The following is a 17,432-nucleotide window of genomic DNA, read 5'->3' as shown; positions in this document are numbered from 1 at the left end:
TGGCGCATCAGGATCCGGCCACGCCTTCGGCGTAGTCGGCCGGGTCGAAACGCCGTGTCTTCCACCGGAAGAGCAGCGTGGCGCCGGGCCAGTTGTTGGTGATGCGGCCCGAGGCGTTGCGGTACCAGCTGGAGCAGAAGTTCCACGGCGTATCGGCCAGGCGCTTGCGCAACCAGTCGTCCCAGGCCTGTTCGGCGGCGGGCTGCGCGGCGAGGAAATGTCCGGGTTCGGCGGACAGATACTCCACCACCTGCCGGATGTAGCGGGCCTGCGATTCCAGCATGTAGATGATGGAGCCGGAACCCACATTGGTATTGGGCCCGTACATCATGAATAGATTCGGGAAGTCCGGCACCGACATGCCCAGGAACGCGCGCGCACCCTCCGGCGCCCATTCGTCGGACAGTTTGCGACCGCCGAGGCCGTAGATGTTCATCGGCGCGAGGAATTCGGTGCCCTTGAAGCCGGTGCCGTAGATGATCACGTCCACCGGATGCTCGACGCCGTCGGCGGTGCGGATTCCGTTCGCCGTGATCGCCTCGATCGCGGTGGTCTCCACACTGACATTGGGCTGGGTGAGGGCGGGGAAATACTCGTTGGAGAACAGGCCGCGCTTACAGCCGGCGGCGTAATCCGGAGTGAGCTTGGCGCGCAATTGTTCATCGGGTACGGAATCGGCGCGATGGCGGTCGGCGATCGCGATCACCGGATGTTTGATCCACGGCACATCGGTCAGGGCCAGCGCCATGACCTCGAAGAAGGTCCAGATGGCGAAGCGTTCGGCCCACCGGCTGGGCGGAAAGTACTTGAACAGCGCGTGGTGCAGGCCGGTGTATTCGGTATCGAATTTCGGCAGCACCCAGGCGGCGGAGCGCTGGAACAGGGTGAGATGCCCGACCGTCGGCTGAATGGCCGGAATGTATTGGATCGCACTGGCGCCGGTGCCGATGCACGCCACCCGCTTACCGGTGAGGTCGACGCTGTGGTCCCATTCGGCGGAGTGGAAGGCGGGACCGGTGAAGGTGTCGATGCCGGGGATATTCGGCATCGCCGGGCGCGAGAGCTGGCCCACCGCGGGGATCAGCACGTCGGCGGTGAGGGTTTCGCCGTCCGCGGTGCGCACCTGCCAGACACCGCGGGCGGGATCGAATTCCGCATCGGCGACCTCGATGCCGAAGCGGATCTTGCGTGGAAGATCGTGCTTCTCGGCGACCGCGCGCATATACGCGTGGATATCGCGCTGCTGCGAAAAGCGGCGCGGCCAATCGGATTTGGGTTCGAACGACCACGAGTACAGCGGCGAGGGCACATCGCAGGCCGCGCCCGGATAGGTGTTCTCGCGCCAGACGCCGCCCAGATCCCCGGCCTTCTCGACGATGGTGAAGGTGTCGATACCGGCGCGCTGCAATTCCAGCGCCATGCCGAGGCCGGCGAACCCGGCGCCGATGATCAGGATGGACGGCGTGGCAGTCATAGTCGAAGAGTAGAGGGCCGGGCGGTCGTTTCCGAGAGATCAGCGGCCAAAGAATCCACATTTCCGGCCATGTCGCGGCTGTCGCGCCCGACCGGACAGCCGGCTCCGCTGGACAGTTCCGGCCCGTCGAATTTACTATCTATAGCAGTTCCTCTTCAAAAAGCCTGTCCCGGTGGGCATTTGACGTTTTCGACGGCGCTGCAGGGGGTGTCGTCGCGCGTCCGGCGGCCATCCGGGACGGATCTGCCGTATCCGGGTGCACCCGGGACGGCAGGGACGGCTGCACGTGGCGATCAGGGGTTCGCCACGTGCAGCCGATTCATCCCATGTCTGTGCTGTTCGTGCCGCGTGTCGCGGAAAAATGGACCATCCGGTCGGCCCGATGATCGCTTCGTCCGGTTTCGGCTATCCTCGCGGCAGGTGTGACGTCGTTCACCGGTGAAGGAGTGCGGGTACTGATGTTGAGCACGATGCAGGACGATCAACTGTCGCTGGCCACCCTGCTGCGATATGCGTCCACGTTCCACGGCGATGCCACGGTGTCGACCTGGACGGGCGATGGGGTGCGCACCATGACCTATCGGGAATTGGGTGCGGAATCGGCGCGGCTGGCCAATGCGCTGCGTGGGCTGGGGATCGACGTGGGCGACCGGGTCGCCACGTTCATGTGGAACAACAACGAACATATGGTCGCCTACGCCGCCGTGCCCGCGATGGGCGCCGTGCTGCACGCGCTGAACCTGCGGCTGTTCCCCGAGCAGGTCACCTTCGTGGCCAATCACGCCGAGGACAAGGTCGTGATCGTCGACGGTTCGCTGCTGCCGATGTTCGCCGGCTATCTGCCGACGCTGAAGACCGTCCGCCACGTCATCGTGGCCAACGGAAACGCCGCGGATCTGACCGCGCCCGAGGGTGTGCAGGTGCACTCCTACGCGGAACTGCTTGCGGGACAGCCGGATACCTACGACTTCCCGGTCATCGACGAACGCTCCGCGGCCGGGATGTGCTATACCTCCGGCACCACCGGCGACCCCAAGGGCGTGGTGTATTCGCACCGGTCCAATGTCCTGCACGCCATGCAGGTGCTGACCAACGCGAGTATGGGATTCACCTCCTCCGACATCGTGCTGGCCATCGTGCCGCTGTTCCATGCCAACGCCTGGGGTCTGCCGTACGCCGCGCTGCTGTCGGGGGCGAGCGTGCTGATGCCCGACCGCTTCCTGCAGCCGGCGCCGCTGCTGGAGATGATGGCCGCGGTGCAGCCGACCTTCGCCGCCGCGGTGCCGACCATCTGGGGCGGCGTGCTGGCGCAGTTGGAAGCGAAGCCGCAGGACATCACGCATCTGCGCGAGGTGGTCGTCGGCGGGTCCGCGCTGCCGCCGGCGATGATGCGGGCATTCCAGGAAAAGCACGGCGTACGACTGCTGCACGCCTGGGGAATGACCGAGACCTCTCCGCTGGGCAGCGTCGCGCACCCGCCGAAGGGTGTGACGGGCGAGGACGAATGGGAGTACCGCTACACGCAGGGCCGGTTCCCGGCCCTGGTCCAGGCGCGTCTGGTGGGCGACGACGGTTCGGTGCTGCCCAACGACGGTGAGGCCGTGGGCGAACTCGAGGTGCGCGGCCCGTGGATCGCGGGGGCCTATTACTCACCGGAGGGCGCGTCCGTCGACCCCGACAAGTTCGACGACGGCTGGCTGCGCACCGGTGACGTCGGCAAGATCACGCCCAACGGCTATCTCACGCTGGTGGACCGGTCCAAGGACGTGATCAAATCCGGCGGCGAATGGATCTCCTCGGTCGATCTGGAGAACGCGATCATGGGCCATCCGGCTGTCGCGGAGGCCTCGGTGATCGGAGTGCCGGACGAGAAATGGGACGAGCGGCCGCTGGTCGCCATCGTCCTCAAGGAGGGCGCCAGCGCCGAACCGGCCGAGTTGCGTGACTTCCTGGCGGACAAGTTCGCCAAATGGCAGCTGCCCGAACACTGGACCTTCATCGACGAGGTGCCCAAGACCAGCGTCGGCAAATTCGACAAGAAGCGGTTGCGGGCTCGCTACGCCGACGGCGAACTGAGCGTCACGACGCTGTAATTCCGAGCGTCCCGACGCTGTGATACCGAGCGTCTCGACGCTGTGATACCGAGCGTCCCGACGCTGTGAACGAATCCTGCGGCCGCGGCCGGAACATCCGGTCGCGGCCGCGGTGTGCGTGGGGTCCGACGGTGCCCGCCCGGGCCGGTCGGCGGTATCGCGAACCTGTTGGCGCTATGTCAACAACGTGTCGTAGGCTGAGCACCGACGTCCGGTGGGCGTCCGATCACGTGCAGAAAGGGTTGGCGATGACCGAGACGAGCAGCGCCGAGACGAACAACGACACCCCCGCGTTCGCGGATGTGGTGAACGGCGCGCTGGAGTTCACCATCCCGATCGCGCACAAGATGGGTGTGCGGGCACTCGAGGTGCGGCCCGGTTTCGCGGCCACCACCGTGCCGATCGAGGGCAACGGCAACCACTTCGGCGTCATGTACGCCGGTGTGCTGTTCACCGTCGCGGAAATCCTCGGCGGTGCGATTCCGATCGCCACCTTCGACAGCGCCGAGTACTACCCGCTGGTGAAGGACCTGCAGATCTTCTTCCGCAAGCCGGCGAAAACCGATGTGCGCGCCGAGGCTTCGCTGTCGGAGGAGGAGATCGCGCGGGTGATCGCCGACGCCGAGGCCAACGGCAAGGCCGACTTCACCCTCGAGGCCACGGTCACCGACGCCGACGGCGTGGTCGTCGCCGAGACTCGCGGGCTCTATCAGTTGCGCGCGCACGGAAAGTAGCGAGTCCGGCGGGAGCGATCCCGCCCGCACGGTTGCGGTCGACCGATCGTGTGCGGCGGGGTTACGGTGAGGGCGCGTACCGTCGAAGGGGCGGTGTCGTATGCGCCCGACAGGGGTGCCCGTGGGGCCACGCAGCCGTAGCCTCCTCGCGGACCCCGGCTCCACCGGGCGGGGACAGAGAGGTCCGGCGTAATGGGCGTGCACCGCCATCCGATGCGAGACAGTCGGCGCGGCAGGGGGATTCGAGCATGACGGTGAATCTGTTACGCACGCTGATCGCTCGGGCGTGGTCCGAACTGGAATATCTGCGGCTCGCGGTCGGCAGCGGTGTGGTCGGCATCGACTCGCCGTTGACGTTGCTGTCCGCGGGTGACGCGCTGCTCCGCCACGGCGCGCTGCCCGCGCTGCTGCGGCTGGCCGCCGCCCGCTACGGCGATCGCGCCGCCGTGATCGACGAACTCGGCACGCTGAGCTATCGGGAACTCGAGGACCGCTCCAACCGGCTGGCCAACGAATGGCGCAAGCGCGGGCTGCGCACCGGCGAGGGCGTGGCGATTCTGGCCCGCAACCACCGCGGGCTGCTCGACGCGGTCTTCGCCGCGGCCAAATGCGGGGCCCGAATCATCCTGTTGAACACCGATTTCGCCGGGCCGCAACTGCGCGATGTGGCCGCCCGCGAGGGGGCGGATCTGCTGGTGTACGACGAGGAGTACGAATCCATCCTGGGCGATCTGAGCCCGCGGCGCGGGGCTTATCGGGCCTGGTCCGAGACCGGGCACACCTCCAGCCTGGAGTCGCTGATCACCGCCGGCTCGCCCGCCACGCCGCCGTTCTCGCGCTCCGGCGCCAAGATCGTTCTGCTGACCAGCGGCACCACCGGTACGCCCAAGGGCGCGCCGCGGTCGGAGCCGCGTTCCCTCGAACCGCTGGGCGCGATTCTCAGCAAGGTGCCGTTCCGGACCCGCGAGGTGACCGAATGCCCGGCGCCGCTGTTCCACACCCTCGGCTTCGCGATGTCGTTGCTGGCCATCGGTTTCGGCTCGACGCTGGTGATCCGGCGGCGATTCGATCCGCAGCGGGTGATCGACAGTCTGGCCGAACATCGCGCCACCGCGCTGATCGTGGTGCCGGTGATGCTCGCGCGAATCGTAGAACTGGGCCCGCAGGCGGTGAGCGAGCGGGATCTGTCGGCGCTGCGCATCGTCTTCGTCGCCGGATCGCAGCTGGGCGCCGAGCTCTGCCGGCGAGTAACCGCCATTTTCGGGCCGGTCGTCTACAACCTGTACGGGTCCACCGAGGTGGCCTACGCCACCATCGCCACCCCGGAGGATCTGGCGGAGGAGCCGGGCTGTGTGGGCTCCCCGGTGGCGGGCGCGGTGATCGAGATCCTCGACGAGCAGGGCGAGCCCGTGCCGCCGGGGACTTCCGGACGGATCTTCGTCGGCAACGCGATTCCGTTCGACGGCTATACCGGTGGCGGCGGTAAGGAGCAGATCCGTGGCCTGATGGCCACCGGCGATGTCGGCCATTTCGATTCCGCGGGAAGGCTTTTCATCGACGGCCGCGACGACGACATGATCGTCTCGGGTGGGGAGAACGTGTTCCCGGCCGAGGTCGAGGAATTACTCGACGCCCATCCGGACGTGCGAGAGGCCGCCGTCATCGGCGTGCCCGACGACGAATACGGCGCCCGGCTGGTCGCTTTCGTCGTCCGCACCACCGAAACCCTCGGCGCGGAGGAGATCAAAGCGCATGTGAAGTCGAACCTGGCGCGCTACAAGGTGCCTCGCGAGGTGGTCTTCATCGACGAACTGCCGCGCAATCCCACCGGCAAGGTCCTCAAACGGCGGCTGCGGGAATGGGGATCCGGCGCCGGAGCGTGACGCCGGGCCCGGCGCCGGACACAGCCGGCGCCGGAACCGTACAGATCAGCAGTTACGCAGTTCCGGGCTCTGATTGAGCAGTTGAGCGCGGGTGGAGATGAAGGTGGAGTAGGTGTCGCCGCCGACGGCCGACAGCGGGAAGGCCGCCACCCGATGGCAGTTCTGGAAGGCGAGCTTGATGCCGAAATGCCGCTCCAGGCTGCCCCGGATCGAATCCGACGCCATCGCCCGCAGCAGTTGGCCGCGGGCCGTCTCGTCCGGCGGGGGAACCTGATTGTCCGCGAATTCGGCTGTGCCGGAACGCAAGTCGGCGGCCACACGGCTGACGACCTCGTAGGCGTAGGGCAGTGAGGTACGAACGCATTCGACGAATTCCTCGTCGCTGACCGGACCGCTTTCGGCGCGTTCGAGCAGTGCGGCTGGGACATCCAATGACATGACGCTCTCCTCGTGGGATGGCGGGTGATGTCCCACGAGTCTAAACGACAAACGTTGTCAACAAGAACCGATTGGCCGCGAAAGTGCCGAGTGCAGAGCGGCTTTCGTCTCCTCGGTGAGCTTGCGCACCAGGTCGGCGGCGGGAACGGCCTCCGCGAGGGTGTGTGCTTGCCCGGCCCACAGGTTCACCGCGTCGGGGTTGTCGGCGGCGCGGGCCTGGGCGCGCAACGGTCCGGTGGCGTAATGGATTTCGGGGTAGGCCGCCGGCGCGTCGGGGTTGTCGAGCATGAACTGATTGCGCAGGCCACGCGCCCGGCGGCCGCTGAAGGCGCGGGTCAGCATGGTCGGCGTCTCGATCGCGAGCGCATCGCGGTGCAGCGCCCAGGTGCCCGCCTCCGGACAGCGGAGGAAGGCCGTGCCCAGCTGTGCGGCCACGGCGCCGGCGGCGAGGACCGCGGCGATGCCCGAGCCGGTGGCGATGCCGCCCGCCGCGACCACGGGCGTCGGGACCGCCGCGCGCACCAGCTGCACCAGTGCCAGGGTGGTGAGCGGATCGATGCCGTCCTCCTCGGGCCGGTCGGCGAAACCGCCGCGATGCCCGCCGCCCTCGGCGCCCTGGGCGACGAGGACATCGGCACCCGTCTCGGCGGCGACCCGGGCCTCCGGCACCGAGGTCACCGTGACCCACACCTCGGACCCGGCGCGATGCAGGCGCTCGATCTCTGCCTCCGAGGGGCAGCCGAACGTGCACGAGACCACTGCCACCGGCTCGGCGGTGAGCAGGTCGAGCTTCTCGTCCCAGGCGTCGGCGTCGAAACGCGCCTCGCCGAGCGGGAAATGGCGGCTCACCCGGTCGAGGTAGGCCGCGAAGTGGTCCGGCGGCGTGGGCGCGCCCGGAACGAACAGGTTCACGCCGAAGGGCGTCTCGGTGAGCTCACGCAGCGCCGCGATGCGCGCGGCGGTATCGGCGGCACTCAGATATCCGGCGGCGAGGAATCCCACTCCGCCCGCATCGCCGACAGCGGCGGCGAGTTCCGGGGTGGACGGGCCGCCGGCCAGCGGCGCCAGCACGATCGGGGTGCGCACGGTGTCGAGGATCATCTCCTCAGTCTGACCCCGGCCGCGCACGTCGGTAACGGCGCCTGCGGCACCAAGATCAGCCCTCCACCTGCGAATTCCTCGCGGGAGGTTGCGAAAAGGTCACGACGGAGTACAGTTTCCGTCACAACAGATGCCGAATCGTTACCGAATGTCAGGTTTCGACCCGGCGTCGCCGCCGAGTTGATCGACGCTAGGACGAGCCTTGCCGCAGCACCGTGAGACAGCCAGTTCCGTATCCGTTCAGGACCTGCTCGGTGAGATCTCCGCCGGTAGCGGCGCGGCCGAGCGTCCCACCCGCCATCGCGCCCAGCCGCGCACGGGCGACCGGATGAAGCTCGCCGCCAGCGCCGCCGTCGCGACCGGCGCGCTGATCGGCACCGCCACCCAGTTCGCGCACGCCGCGCCGCTGCTGCCCGGCGGCCACAACGACACTCCGGAACCGGTCGCGCTGAAGTCGGCCTCCGAACCCGCGCACGAGGCCGAGCAGGCCGCACCCGTCGCCGCCCCGGTCGCCGCCGAGACGCCGGCCGCGCCGCAGGCCCAGCCGGTCGCCGCGCCCGCGCCGTTCGGTCTGCAGAATCTGCCGCCCGAGGTCGCCGGTCCGCTCTCGCACGCCGAAGAGGTGCTGAAGGGTATTCAGCAGCAGCTGGCGCCGGCCCAGGCCGTCCGGCCGGTGGCCGGGGTCGTCAGCTCCGGCTTCGGATCCCGGTGGGGCGCCATGCACTACGGTGTCGACTTCGCCGACGCGATCGGTACTCCTATTCATTCGGTGGAGAACGGCACGGTGATCGATGCCGGTCCCGCCTCCGGCTTCGGGCTGTGGGTCCGGGTGAAGCAGGACGACGGCACCACCGCGGTGTACGGCCACGTCAACGACATCCTCACCCATGTCGGCCAGCGCGTGAACGCCGGCGATGTGATCGCCACCGTCGGCAACCGCGGCAACTCCACCGGCCCGCACCTGCACTTGGAGATCTGGGATCCCAGCGACGTCAAGATCGATCCGGCTCCCTATCTGGCGAGCAAGGGCGTCGTCCTGTCCCAGCAGTCGTGGGGGGCGGGCGAATAGCGCCCGCGCTGTCGTCGGCCGCCCGGCTCGGCCGGCCGCGGGGGGTTGATGCCTTGACTGGTTTGTACGAGCTGTTCGATTCCGGATCCGTGCACGGCCGCGCCTATACGGCTCTGGTGCAGCATCCGCGGTCCAGCCTGTCGGAGCTGGCGCAGTATCTGGAGTGCTCCCGCGAGTCCGTGGGGGCCGCCCTGGACGAACTCTGCGAGATGCAGGCCGTGGTCCGCATCGAGATCGGTGACACCGTCCGCTGGGACGCCCATGCCCCCGAGGCCCTGTCGGAAGCCGAATCCCGCCGCCGCCAGGCCGAAACCGCGCGCATGCACGAGGCCGCGGCCCGGCTGGGCGAGACCTTCCGCTCGGTGCGGCGCACCGCCCGCGGCGACGGCACCGTCGTGCCGATGTACGAGGCCCGCGAGGTGGTCGCCGAATTCGAGGATCTGCAGCGTGCCGCGCGCAGCCGGGTCCGGATGATCGACCGGGGCCCGTATCTGTGCGAGGGCGAGCGTGCCGCGCGGCTGTTCGACCTGCGCTCGGCGCGGATGTCGGCGGGCGTGCGCTATCAGACGCTCTATCAGGACACCATCTATCAAGACCCCGATCGGCTGCGCTTCGCGCTGCAGGCCAACAGCGCCGGGGCGCAGGCGCGCACCCTGCCCGATCCGCCGTTCAAGGTGATCATCGCCGACGACGACCGCGCGGCGCTGATGCTGCACCACGACGAACGCCGCGGCGATCCGATGGGCCTGCGCATCGCGGCCTGCCCGACGCTGGACGCGATCGTGCACACCTTCGAGGTGCTGTGGTCGCTGGCCGCGCCGATCTCGGTGAATCCGGACCAGCCGCTGGACGAACGCGACCGGGCCATTCTGACCCTGATGGGCCTGGGCGCGACGGACGACACCATCGCCCGGCGGCTGGGCATGTCACGGCGCACGGTGGTGCGACGGACAGCCAGCCTGCTGGAGCGACTGGGTGCCAGCACCCGGTTCCAGGCGGGCGTGCAGGCGATCCGCCGCGGCTGGCTGTGACAAGCTGGGACCTGTTGTGACCAGTGCCACGGAAGTCGACACGAAGCGCAACATCGAGGCACCCTGGCAGCGATGAGTAGTAGGAGTACCGGCGGGTCACCAGTTCGATCCGGCGCACTACGCCGTGCTTGCCATCCTTATATGATTGCTCGGACCGCGCGAGGGGGTGTTCGACCGTGCGGACCTGCTGGACGCGAGAGGTGAAGACACTCGAATGGATACTGCCCGCCGTTCCGCTCGTGGAGGTCGTCGCCGCAGGTCGGGCAGCCCCCTTTTCGGCCAGCTGCTGACCGCTGCGGTCGAGTCCTCCGCCGATGCGGTCGCGATCCGGTTCGCGCCCACCGACGATCCGGCCGACGCGCGGCAGCTGACCTATCGAGAGCTCGACGAGGCATCGTCGCGCCTTGCCCGGGAACTGATCTCCCGCGGCATCGGCGCCGGCGACGTGGTGGCTATCGGCATCGCCCGCTCGATCGAATCCGTCCTCGCGGTCTGGGCCATCGCCAAGGCCGGAGCGGCCTACGTTCCGGTCGATCCGTCCTATCCGCCCGAGCGCATCGCTCATATCGTCGCCGACTCCGGCGCCGTACTCGGCCTGACCACCGGAGCCCATCGCCGGGCGCTGGGGACGGGTGTGTACTGGCTCGAACTCGACGATCCGGTGGTCTCCGAGCGGATCGGCGCGCGCCCGGCCCATCCGATCTCCTACACCGACCGGATCCGCCCGCTCACCGAGGATCACCCGGCCTACGTGATCTACACCTCGGGCTCCACCGGCCGTCCGAAGGGCGTCGTGGTGACCCATGCCGGACTCGGCGGTCTGGTCGCGGCCGAGCGCGAGCACTACGACGTGACCGAGGATTCCCGTGTCCTGCACGTCTGTTCGCCCAACTTCGACGTTTCCATCCTGGAACTGCTGCTGACCTTCTCCTCGGGCGCGACCCTGGTGGTCTCGCCGCCGGAGGTGTTCGGCGGTTTCGAGCTGGCCGATCTGCTCCGCCGCGAACAGGTTTCGCACATGCTGATCACCCCCGGCGCGCTGGAATCGGTGGATCCGGCCGGATTGCCAGACCTCGAGGTCGTGGTCGTGGCGGGCGATAAGTTCGGCCCGGAGCTGGTGAGCCGCTGGGCGCGCGACGGGCGGCGCTTCTACAACGGCTACGGTCCGACCGAGGCGACGATCCTCGCCACCTCCAGTGCGGAAATGATTACCGGCGAGCCGATCACGATCGGCACCCCGATCGCCGGCGTCGGCGCGTTCGTGCTGGATTCGCGGCTGCGGCCGGTGCCCGCCGGGGTGGTCGGCGAGCTGTACCTGTCGGGTCCGGCGCTGGCACAGGGATATCTGGGCCGCCCGGGACTCACCGCGGAACGATTCGTGGCCAGTCCCTTCGGCGCCGAGACCGGCAAGCCGGGGGCACGGCTGTATCGCACCGGTGACCTGGTGCGCCGCAACGAATCCGACGGCACCATCGAATATCTGGGCCGCTCCGATTTCCAGGTCAAGATCCGTGGCTTCCGCATCGAACTGGGCGAGATCGACAACGCGCTGACCGCGCATCCGGATATCGATTTCGCCGCGACCATCGGCCGCACGCTGCCCTCCGGCGCGACGGCGCTGGTGTCGTATGTGCTGCCGCGTCCCGGTGCGGCGCTCGATATCGCGACCCTCGACGATTTCCTCGCGGGCTCGTTGCCCGGGTACATGATTCCCGCGGCGATCATGCCGCTGGACGAGATCCCGCTGACCCCGGTCGGCAAACTCGACCGCGCCCGGCTGCCGGAACCGACCTTCGCCGCACGCGAATTCCGCGCTCCAGCGACCCCGGTCGAGGAGATCGTCGCCGAGGTGTTCGCGGCTCTGCTCGTCCCCGGCGAGGGCGACAATCCCGGCCGGGTGGGCGCCGACGACGACTTCTTCGAACTCGGCGGCAACTCGCTGCTGGCGGCGCAGGCGGCGGCCCGGATCGGCTCGGCCCTCGGTGCCCGGGTGCCGGTGCAGCTGTTGTTCGAGGCGTCGACCGTGGCCGCACTGGCCGAACAGGTGGAACGGCACGCCGGTACCGATACCGGTGAGCGGTTGCGGCCGATGCCGCGCCCCGAGCGCATCCCGCTGTCGTATGCCCAGCAGCGGATGTGGTTCCTCAACCGCTTCGATCCCGCCGGTGCGGTCAACAACATTCCGGTCGCGGTGCGGCTGAGCGGTCGCCTCGACGTGGACGCGCTGCGCTCCGCGGTGCGCGATCTGGTGGAGCGGCACGAAGTGCTGCGCACCATCTATCCGGAACTCGACGGCGAGGGCTACCAGCGGGTGCTGCCCGTGTCGGATCCCCGGGCGATCCCCGAGATTCCCCTGGTCGAAGCGGGCGAGGACGAGGTGCCCGCCCTGGTCGCCGAGACCGTGTCCGGCGGCTTCGATGTGACCGCCGCGCCGCCCGTGCGCCTGCGGGTGCTGCGGATGAGCGAGACCGAGCACGTCCTGGTGTGCGTGGTCCACCACATCGCCGGTGACGGCTTCTCGATGGGGCCCCTGACCCGCGATCTGATGACCGCCTACCTCGATCGCGTGCGCGGCGGCCATCCGGAATGGACGCCGCTGGCCGTCCAATACGCCGATTACGCACTGTGGCAACGGGAAACGCTGGGCAGCGAGGACGATCCGGAGTCGGTGCTCGCCGCGCAGATCGACTTCTGGCGCCGCGAACTCGCCGCCCTGCCCGAACAACTGGACCTGCCGGCCGATCGGCCGCGTCCGGCGGTCGCGTCCTATCGCGGCGCGACGCTCGACTTCGAGATCGATCCGGATGTGCACGCGGCACTGAACCGCCTTGCGCACGAACATCATTCGACGTTGTTCATGGTCGTGCACGCCGCGCTGGCGGTACTGCTGGCCCGGCTGTCGGGCACCCGCGACATCGCGATCGGCACCCCGGTCGCGGGGCGCGGCGAGGCGGCGCTGGACGATCTGATCGGCATGTTCGTCAACACTCTGGTGTTGCGCACCGAGATCGACCCGGCGCGCAGTTTCGACCAGGTGCTCGCCGATGTCCGCGGCACCGACGTGGCGGCGTTCGGCCACGCCGACGTGCCGTTCGAGCGGTTGGTCGAGATCCTGGATCCGGCGCGTTCGGCCGGGCGGCATCCGCTGTTCCAGGTGATGCTGACCTTCCAGAACCTGGCCCGCACCGAATTGGAGCTGCCCGGGCTGGCCGTCTCCGGTGTCGACCTCGACATCGAGCTGGCCAAGTTCGATCTGCAGCTGGCGATGGCCGAGAGGATCGACGAACACGGTGTGCCACAGGGTATTTCGGCCGCCTTCAGCTACGCCACCGACCTCTTCGACGAGGCGACGGTGCGCGATTTCACCGACCGGTTCACGCGCATCCTGAATGCCGTCGCCGCCGACGCCGCGGCCGTGGTGGGCGATATCGACGTGCTGGCCCCCGGTGAGCGGGAACTCGTTCTGCACGAATGGAATTCGCCCGGCGCACCGGTACCGCCGGTGACGCTGGTGGATCTGATCACCGCGCAGGTCCGGCGTCGGCCGGGCGCGGTGGCGGTCCGCTTCGGTGACACCACGCTGACCTTCGGCGATCTGCACCGGCGTGCGAGCCAGGTGGCCCGGGCGTTGATCGCCCAGGGCGTCGGGCCGGAATCGCTGGTGGCGGTGGCGGTTCCGCGCACCGAGGAACTGCCGGTCGCCCTGCTCGGCGTGCTGCTCGCCGGCGCCGCCTATCTGCCCATCGACACCGGCTATCCGGCGCAGCGGCTGGAGTTCATGCTCGGCGACGCCGCGCCGGCATGTGTGCTCACCACGGCCGAGCTGCGGGAGGCGGTGCCCGCCGCCGGCCTGGCGACGGTGCTGCTGGAGGAGACCGGCAACTTCGCCGGCGGCCCGATCGCCGACGCCGAGCGGCTCGCCCCGCTGCGGCCGGCCGATCTGGCCTACGTCATCTACACTTCGGGCTCGACCGGCGTGCCCAAGGGGGTGGGCGTCACCCATCGCAACGTGCTGGAACTGTTCGCCAACACCCAGCTGCTGTTCGATTTCGACGAAACCGACGTGTGGACGCTGTTCCACTCCTTCGCCTTCGACTTCTCGGTGTGGGAACTGTGGTGCTCGCTGGCCAACGGCGGCGCGGTCGTGGTGGTCGACCACCTCACCTCGCGGTCGCCGGAGCTGTTCCGCGAGTTGCTGATTCGCGAACAGGTCACCGTGCTGAACCAGACGCCCTCGGCGTTCTATCAGCTCGCCGAGGCCGACCGGGCGGCGCACAGCCACACCGGCGACGCCGCGGTGACGGTCGCGGCCAAATTCGCGCTGCGCTACATCGTCTTCGGCGGTGAGGCGCTGGATCTGCGGCAGCTCGCGCGCTGGTACGAGCGGCACGGCTCCGCTACGCCGCAACTGGTGAACATGTACGGCATCACCGAGACGACCGTGCACGTGTCGTTCCTGGCACTGGACGAGGGCCTGGCCGACCATCCGGCCAGCGTCATCGGCCGGGCGCTGCCGGGCCTGGAGACCTATGTGCTCGACGACCGGCTGCATCCGGCGCCGGTCGGCGTGGCCGGTGAGATGTACATTGCCGGACACCAGCTTTCGCGCGGGTATCTCGGGCGTCCGGGCTTGACCGCGGCGCGGTTCGTGGCCAACCCGTACGGTGCGCCCGGTTCCCGGATGTACCGCTCGGGCGATATCGGCCGCTGGGCCGGCTTCGACGGCGAGGCCGCGCTGGAATACGCCGGCCGCAGCGATCAGCAGGTGCAGCTGCGCGGCTTCCGCATCGAACTCGGCGAGATCGAGGCCGCGCTGCTGCGCTGCACCGGAGTCGCGCAGGCGGTGGCGATGGTCCGCACCGGTGAGCACTCCGGTGAGCGGCTGGTGGGTTACGTTGTGCCCGAGGCGGGTTCGTCGCTGGATCCGGCCGGACTGCGCACCGAGGCCGGCGCCTTCCTGGCCGGCTACATGGTGCCCGACGCGGTGGTCGTGCTCGACGCGCTGCCGCTGACGCCGAACGGCAAACTCGATCGTCGCGCCCTGCCCGAACCGGCGGTCGTCAGCGCGGCCGCCTTCCGGGCGCCCAGTACGCCGATCGAACAGGCCGTCGCCGACGTGTTCGCCGATCTGCTCGGTGTCGCCGGATCGGAGACGACCGGTGTCGGCCTCGACGACGACTTCTTCGCCCTCGGCGGCAATTCGCTGCTCGCGACCCGTGCGGTGGCTCGTATCAACGAGGCGCTCGACGCCAACCTCGTGGTTAGGGAGCTGTTCGAGGCCTCGACCGTGGCGGCGCTCGCGGCACGGATCGTGCCCGGTGCGGCCGCCGGTGCGGTGCGGCCGCGCCTCGAACCGGCCGCGCGCGGGGAGCGGATTCCGCTGTCGCCGGCCCAGCAGCGGATGTGGGTGATCAACCAGCTCGACCCGCAATCGCCGGCCTACAACATTCCGCTGGCGATTCGGCTCACCGGCGATCTCGATGTGGACGCGCTGCGTCAGGCCGTCGCCGATGTGGTGGAGCGGCACGAGGTGTTGCGCACGCGCTATCCGGCGAGCGGTCCGGGCGGGCTGCCGTATCAGGAGATCCTCTCGGTCCGCGAGGCGTTGCCGGAGGGCCTGCCGGTCGAGGACACCGCCGCGCCGATCGACCGTATCGCCGCGCTCATGGCGACCGGATTCGATGTGACCCAGCAGGTTCCGGTGCGCGCGCTGCTGCTGCGCAACGGGTCCGACCAGGTGCTGGCCCTGGTGATCCACCACATCGCCGGCGACGGTTCCTCGATGGCCCCGCTGGCCCGCGATCTGATGACCGCCTACGTGGCCCGCACCGGCGGCCGCGAACCGGGCTGGGCGCCACTGGAAGTGCAGTACGCCGATTTCGCGATCTGGCAGCGCCGGGCCATCGGCACCGACGACGACGCGGATTCGGTGGCGGCGAAACAGCTCGCCTACTGGCGGGATCGGCTCGCCGGGGTGTCGGGCACGCCGCTGCTGGTGCCCGACCATCCGCGTCCGGCCACGCCGTCGATGCGCGGCGAGTCGATCGGTTTCGCGATCCCGGCCACGGTGCACGAGGGCCTGGTTCGCATTGCGCGCGAACATAATTCGTCGCTGTTCATGGTGGTGCACGCCGCGCTGGCGGTGCTGCTCGCCCGGCAGTCCGGCACCGCGGATGTGGTGGTCGGCACGCCGATCGCGGGCCGCGGCGAGCGCGCGCTCGACGATCTGGTCGGCATGTTCGTCAACACGCTGACGCTGCGCACCGGTGTCGACACCACCGACACCTTCGACGCGCTGGTGGAAACCGCGCGCGACACCGATCTGGCGGCCTTCGCGAACTCCGATATCCCGTTCGAACGGGTCGCCGAGGTCGTGGCCCCGGGCCGCGGTGGCGCGCAGAGCCTGTTCACGGTGGTGCTGTCGTTCCAGAACACGCAGCAGCCGACGCTGGAACTGCCGGGCCTGACCATCGCCGCACTCGACACCGATGCCGTCGCGGCGAAGTTCGATCTGCAGGTGACGGTCGAGCCGCGCCACGAATCCGACGGCTCACCGGCGGAACTGGTCACGGTCTTCACCTACGCGCGGGACCTGTTCGATCCCGCGACGATGCGCACGCTGGGCGATCGATTCGAGCGCATCCTCGCAGCGGTGGCCGCCGACCCGCAGATCCTGCTCGGCGCGATCGACCTGCACGACGAGTCGGAGGTCGCGGCCGAGGCGGCCCGCACCGAACCGGCCGAGACCGGCTCCACCGTGGGCACCGCGCTGGCGCAGGCGCTGGCCGCCGCGGTCGAGGACGATCCCGAGGGACCGGCGCTGGCCTGGGGCGAGGAGGCGGTGTCCTATCAGGAACTCGACGCCCGCTCCTCCCGGCTGGCCCGGGCTCTGATCGGTCGCGGCTGTGGTCCGGGTACCGGCGTCGCGGTCCGGCTCGAGCGCGGTACCGAGTCGGCGGTCGCGGCCTGGGCGGTGCTCAAGGCCGGTGCCGCGCTGGTCCCGGTCGTGGACGGCGGCGAACTGCCGGCGGAGGTGGAGGTCAAGACCGGAGTCACCGTGGCCGCGGCCCGGCCGAAGGCGGGGCCGAACGGTATCGACTGGCTGGTCCTCGATGATGCGGCGGTCGCCGCCGAGATCGCGGGCGAGTCGGCGCGGCCGGTGACCTACGCCAACCGCACCCGGGCACTGCGCGGCGCCGATCCGGCCTTCCTCGGCGCGGAGGGCACCCACAGTTACGACGCGCTGGCCGCTGCGGTCGGCCGGCTGCGGGCCCGCACCGAGCTGGACTTCGAGTCCCGCACCTTCCGGCAGGGCCGGGCCGACGGCATCGCCGCACTGCTCGAGGTGGTCGGCGCGGGGACGACCGGCGCGTCGATGGTGGTGCCGGCCGAGGCCGGCACCGAGGGGCTCGCCGACGAATGGGTCACCCACCTGTTCATCGATCGCGCCGGTCTGGACCGGCTGGATCCGGAACCGTTGGAAGACCTGCGGGCCGTCGTGCTCGAGGACGGGCCGGCGCCGGCGGCCTTCGGTTCCGCCGAACTGGTACTGCTGCCGGACAATGTGCTTCGCTGAGCAACCGATGGCACGATCGCGGGAAAGTAACGC

9 protein-coding genes are annotated in these 17,432 nt (G+C 69.3%); 6 read left to right on the top strand and 3 right to left on the bottom strand.

Going from position 1 to position 17,432, the window contains the following annotated elements; all coding sequences use genetic code 11:
• Positions 1 to 7: 7 nt before the first annotated feature.
• A complete protein-coding gene (locus NA3_RS02030; RefSeq protein WP_062961872.1) occupies positions 8 to 1,474 on the bottom strand; it encodes a flavin-containing monooxygenase in 1,467 nt (488 codons plus the stop codon).
• A 458-nt stretch (positions 1,475 to 1,932) separates the two neighbouring features.
• Here NA3_RS02030 and NA3_RS02025 point away from each other — a divergent pair, with 458 nt between their 5' ends.
• From NA3_RS02025 to NA3_RS02015, 3 genes are all read left to right on the top strand, one after another.
• Positions 1,933 to 3,567, top strand: coding sequence for a long-chain fatty acid--CoA ligase (locus NA3_RS02025; protein WP_062962024.1), 1,635 nt, complete (start codon positions 1,933 to 1,935; stop codon positions 3,565 to 3,567).
• Positions 3,568 to 3,815: 248 nt separating this feature from the next.
• Positions 3,816 to 4,301, top strand: coding sequence for a YiiD C-terminal domain-containing protein (locus tag NA3_RS02020; RefSeq protein ID WP_062961871.1), 486 nt, complete (start codon positions 3,816 to 3,818; stop codon positions 4,299 to 4,301).
• A gap of 248 nt (positions 4,302 to 4,549) precedes the next feature.
• Positions 4,550 to 6,184, top strand: a complete 1,635-nt coding sequence (locus NA3_RS02015; RefSeq protein ID WP_062961870.1) for an acyl-CoA synthetase — start codon at positions 4,550 to 4,552, stop codon at positions 6,182 to 6,184.
• 45 nt (positions 6,185 to 6,229) lie between these two features.
• Here the strand turns inward: NA3_RS02015 and NA3_RS02010 are convergent, their stop codons facing one another.
• A complete protein-coding gene (locus tag NA3_RS02010; RefSeq protein ID WP_030513337.1) occupies positions 6,230 to 6,622 on the bottom strand; it encodes an SCO5389 family protein in 393 nt (130 codons plus the stop codon).
• A gap of 57 nt (positions 6,623 to 6,679) precedes the next feature.
• Positions 6,680 to 7,723: a nitronate monooxygenase gene (locus NA3_RS02005; protein ID WP_174561038.1), complete on the bottom strand. Its 1,044-nt coding sequence runs from the start codon at positions 7,721 to 7,723 to the stop codon at positions 6,680 to 6,682.
• 202 nt (positions 7,724 to 7,925) lie between these two features.
• Between NA3_RS02005 and NA3_RS02000 the strand changes: the two genes are divergently transcribed.
• From NA3_RS02000 to NA3_RS01990, 3 genes are all read left to right on the top strand, one after another.
• The gene (locus NA3_RS02000) at positions 7,926 to 8,792 is read left to right on the top strand and encodes a M23 family metallopeptidase (RefSeq protein ID WP_062961869.1); all 867 of its coding nucleotides are present in this window, start codon (positions 7,926 to 7,928) and stop codon (positions 8,790 to 8,792) included.
• A 53-nt stretch (positions 8,793 to 8,845) separates the two neighbouring features.
• Positions 8,846 to 9,823: a helix-turn-helix transcriptional regulator gene (locus tag NA3_RS01995; protein WP_062961868.1), complete on the top strand. Its 978-nt coding sequence runs from the start codon at positions 8,846 to 8,848 to the stop codon at positions 9,821 to 9,823.
• 214 nt (positions 9,824 to 10,037) lie between these two features.
• On the top strand, positions 10,038 to 17,399 hold the full coding sequence (locus NA3_RS01990; RefSeq protein ID WP_062962022.1) for a non-ribosomal peptide synthetase: 7,362 nt from the start codon (positions 10,038 to 10,040) through the stop codon (positions 17,397 to 17,399).
• Positions 17,400 to 17,432: the final 33 nt, after the last annotated feature.

It is taken from the genome of Nocardia africana NBRC 100379 (assembly GCF_001612635.1).
Classification (GTDB): domain Bacteria; phylum Actinomycetota; class Actinomycetes; order Mycobacteriales; family Mycobacteriaceae; genus Nocardia; species Nocardia africana.
The sequence above is the reverse complement of the archived record's forward strand: the minus strand, read 5'-3'. Positions and strand labels throughout refer to the sequence as shown.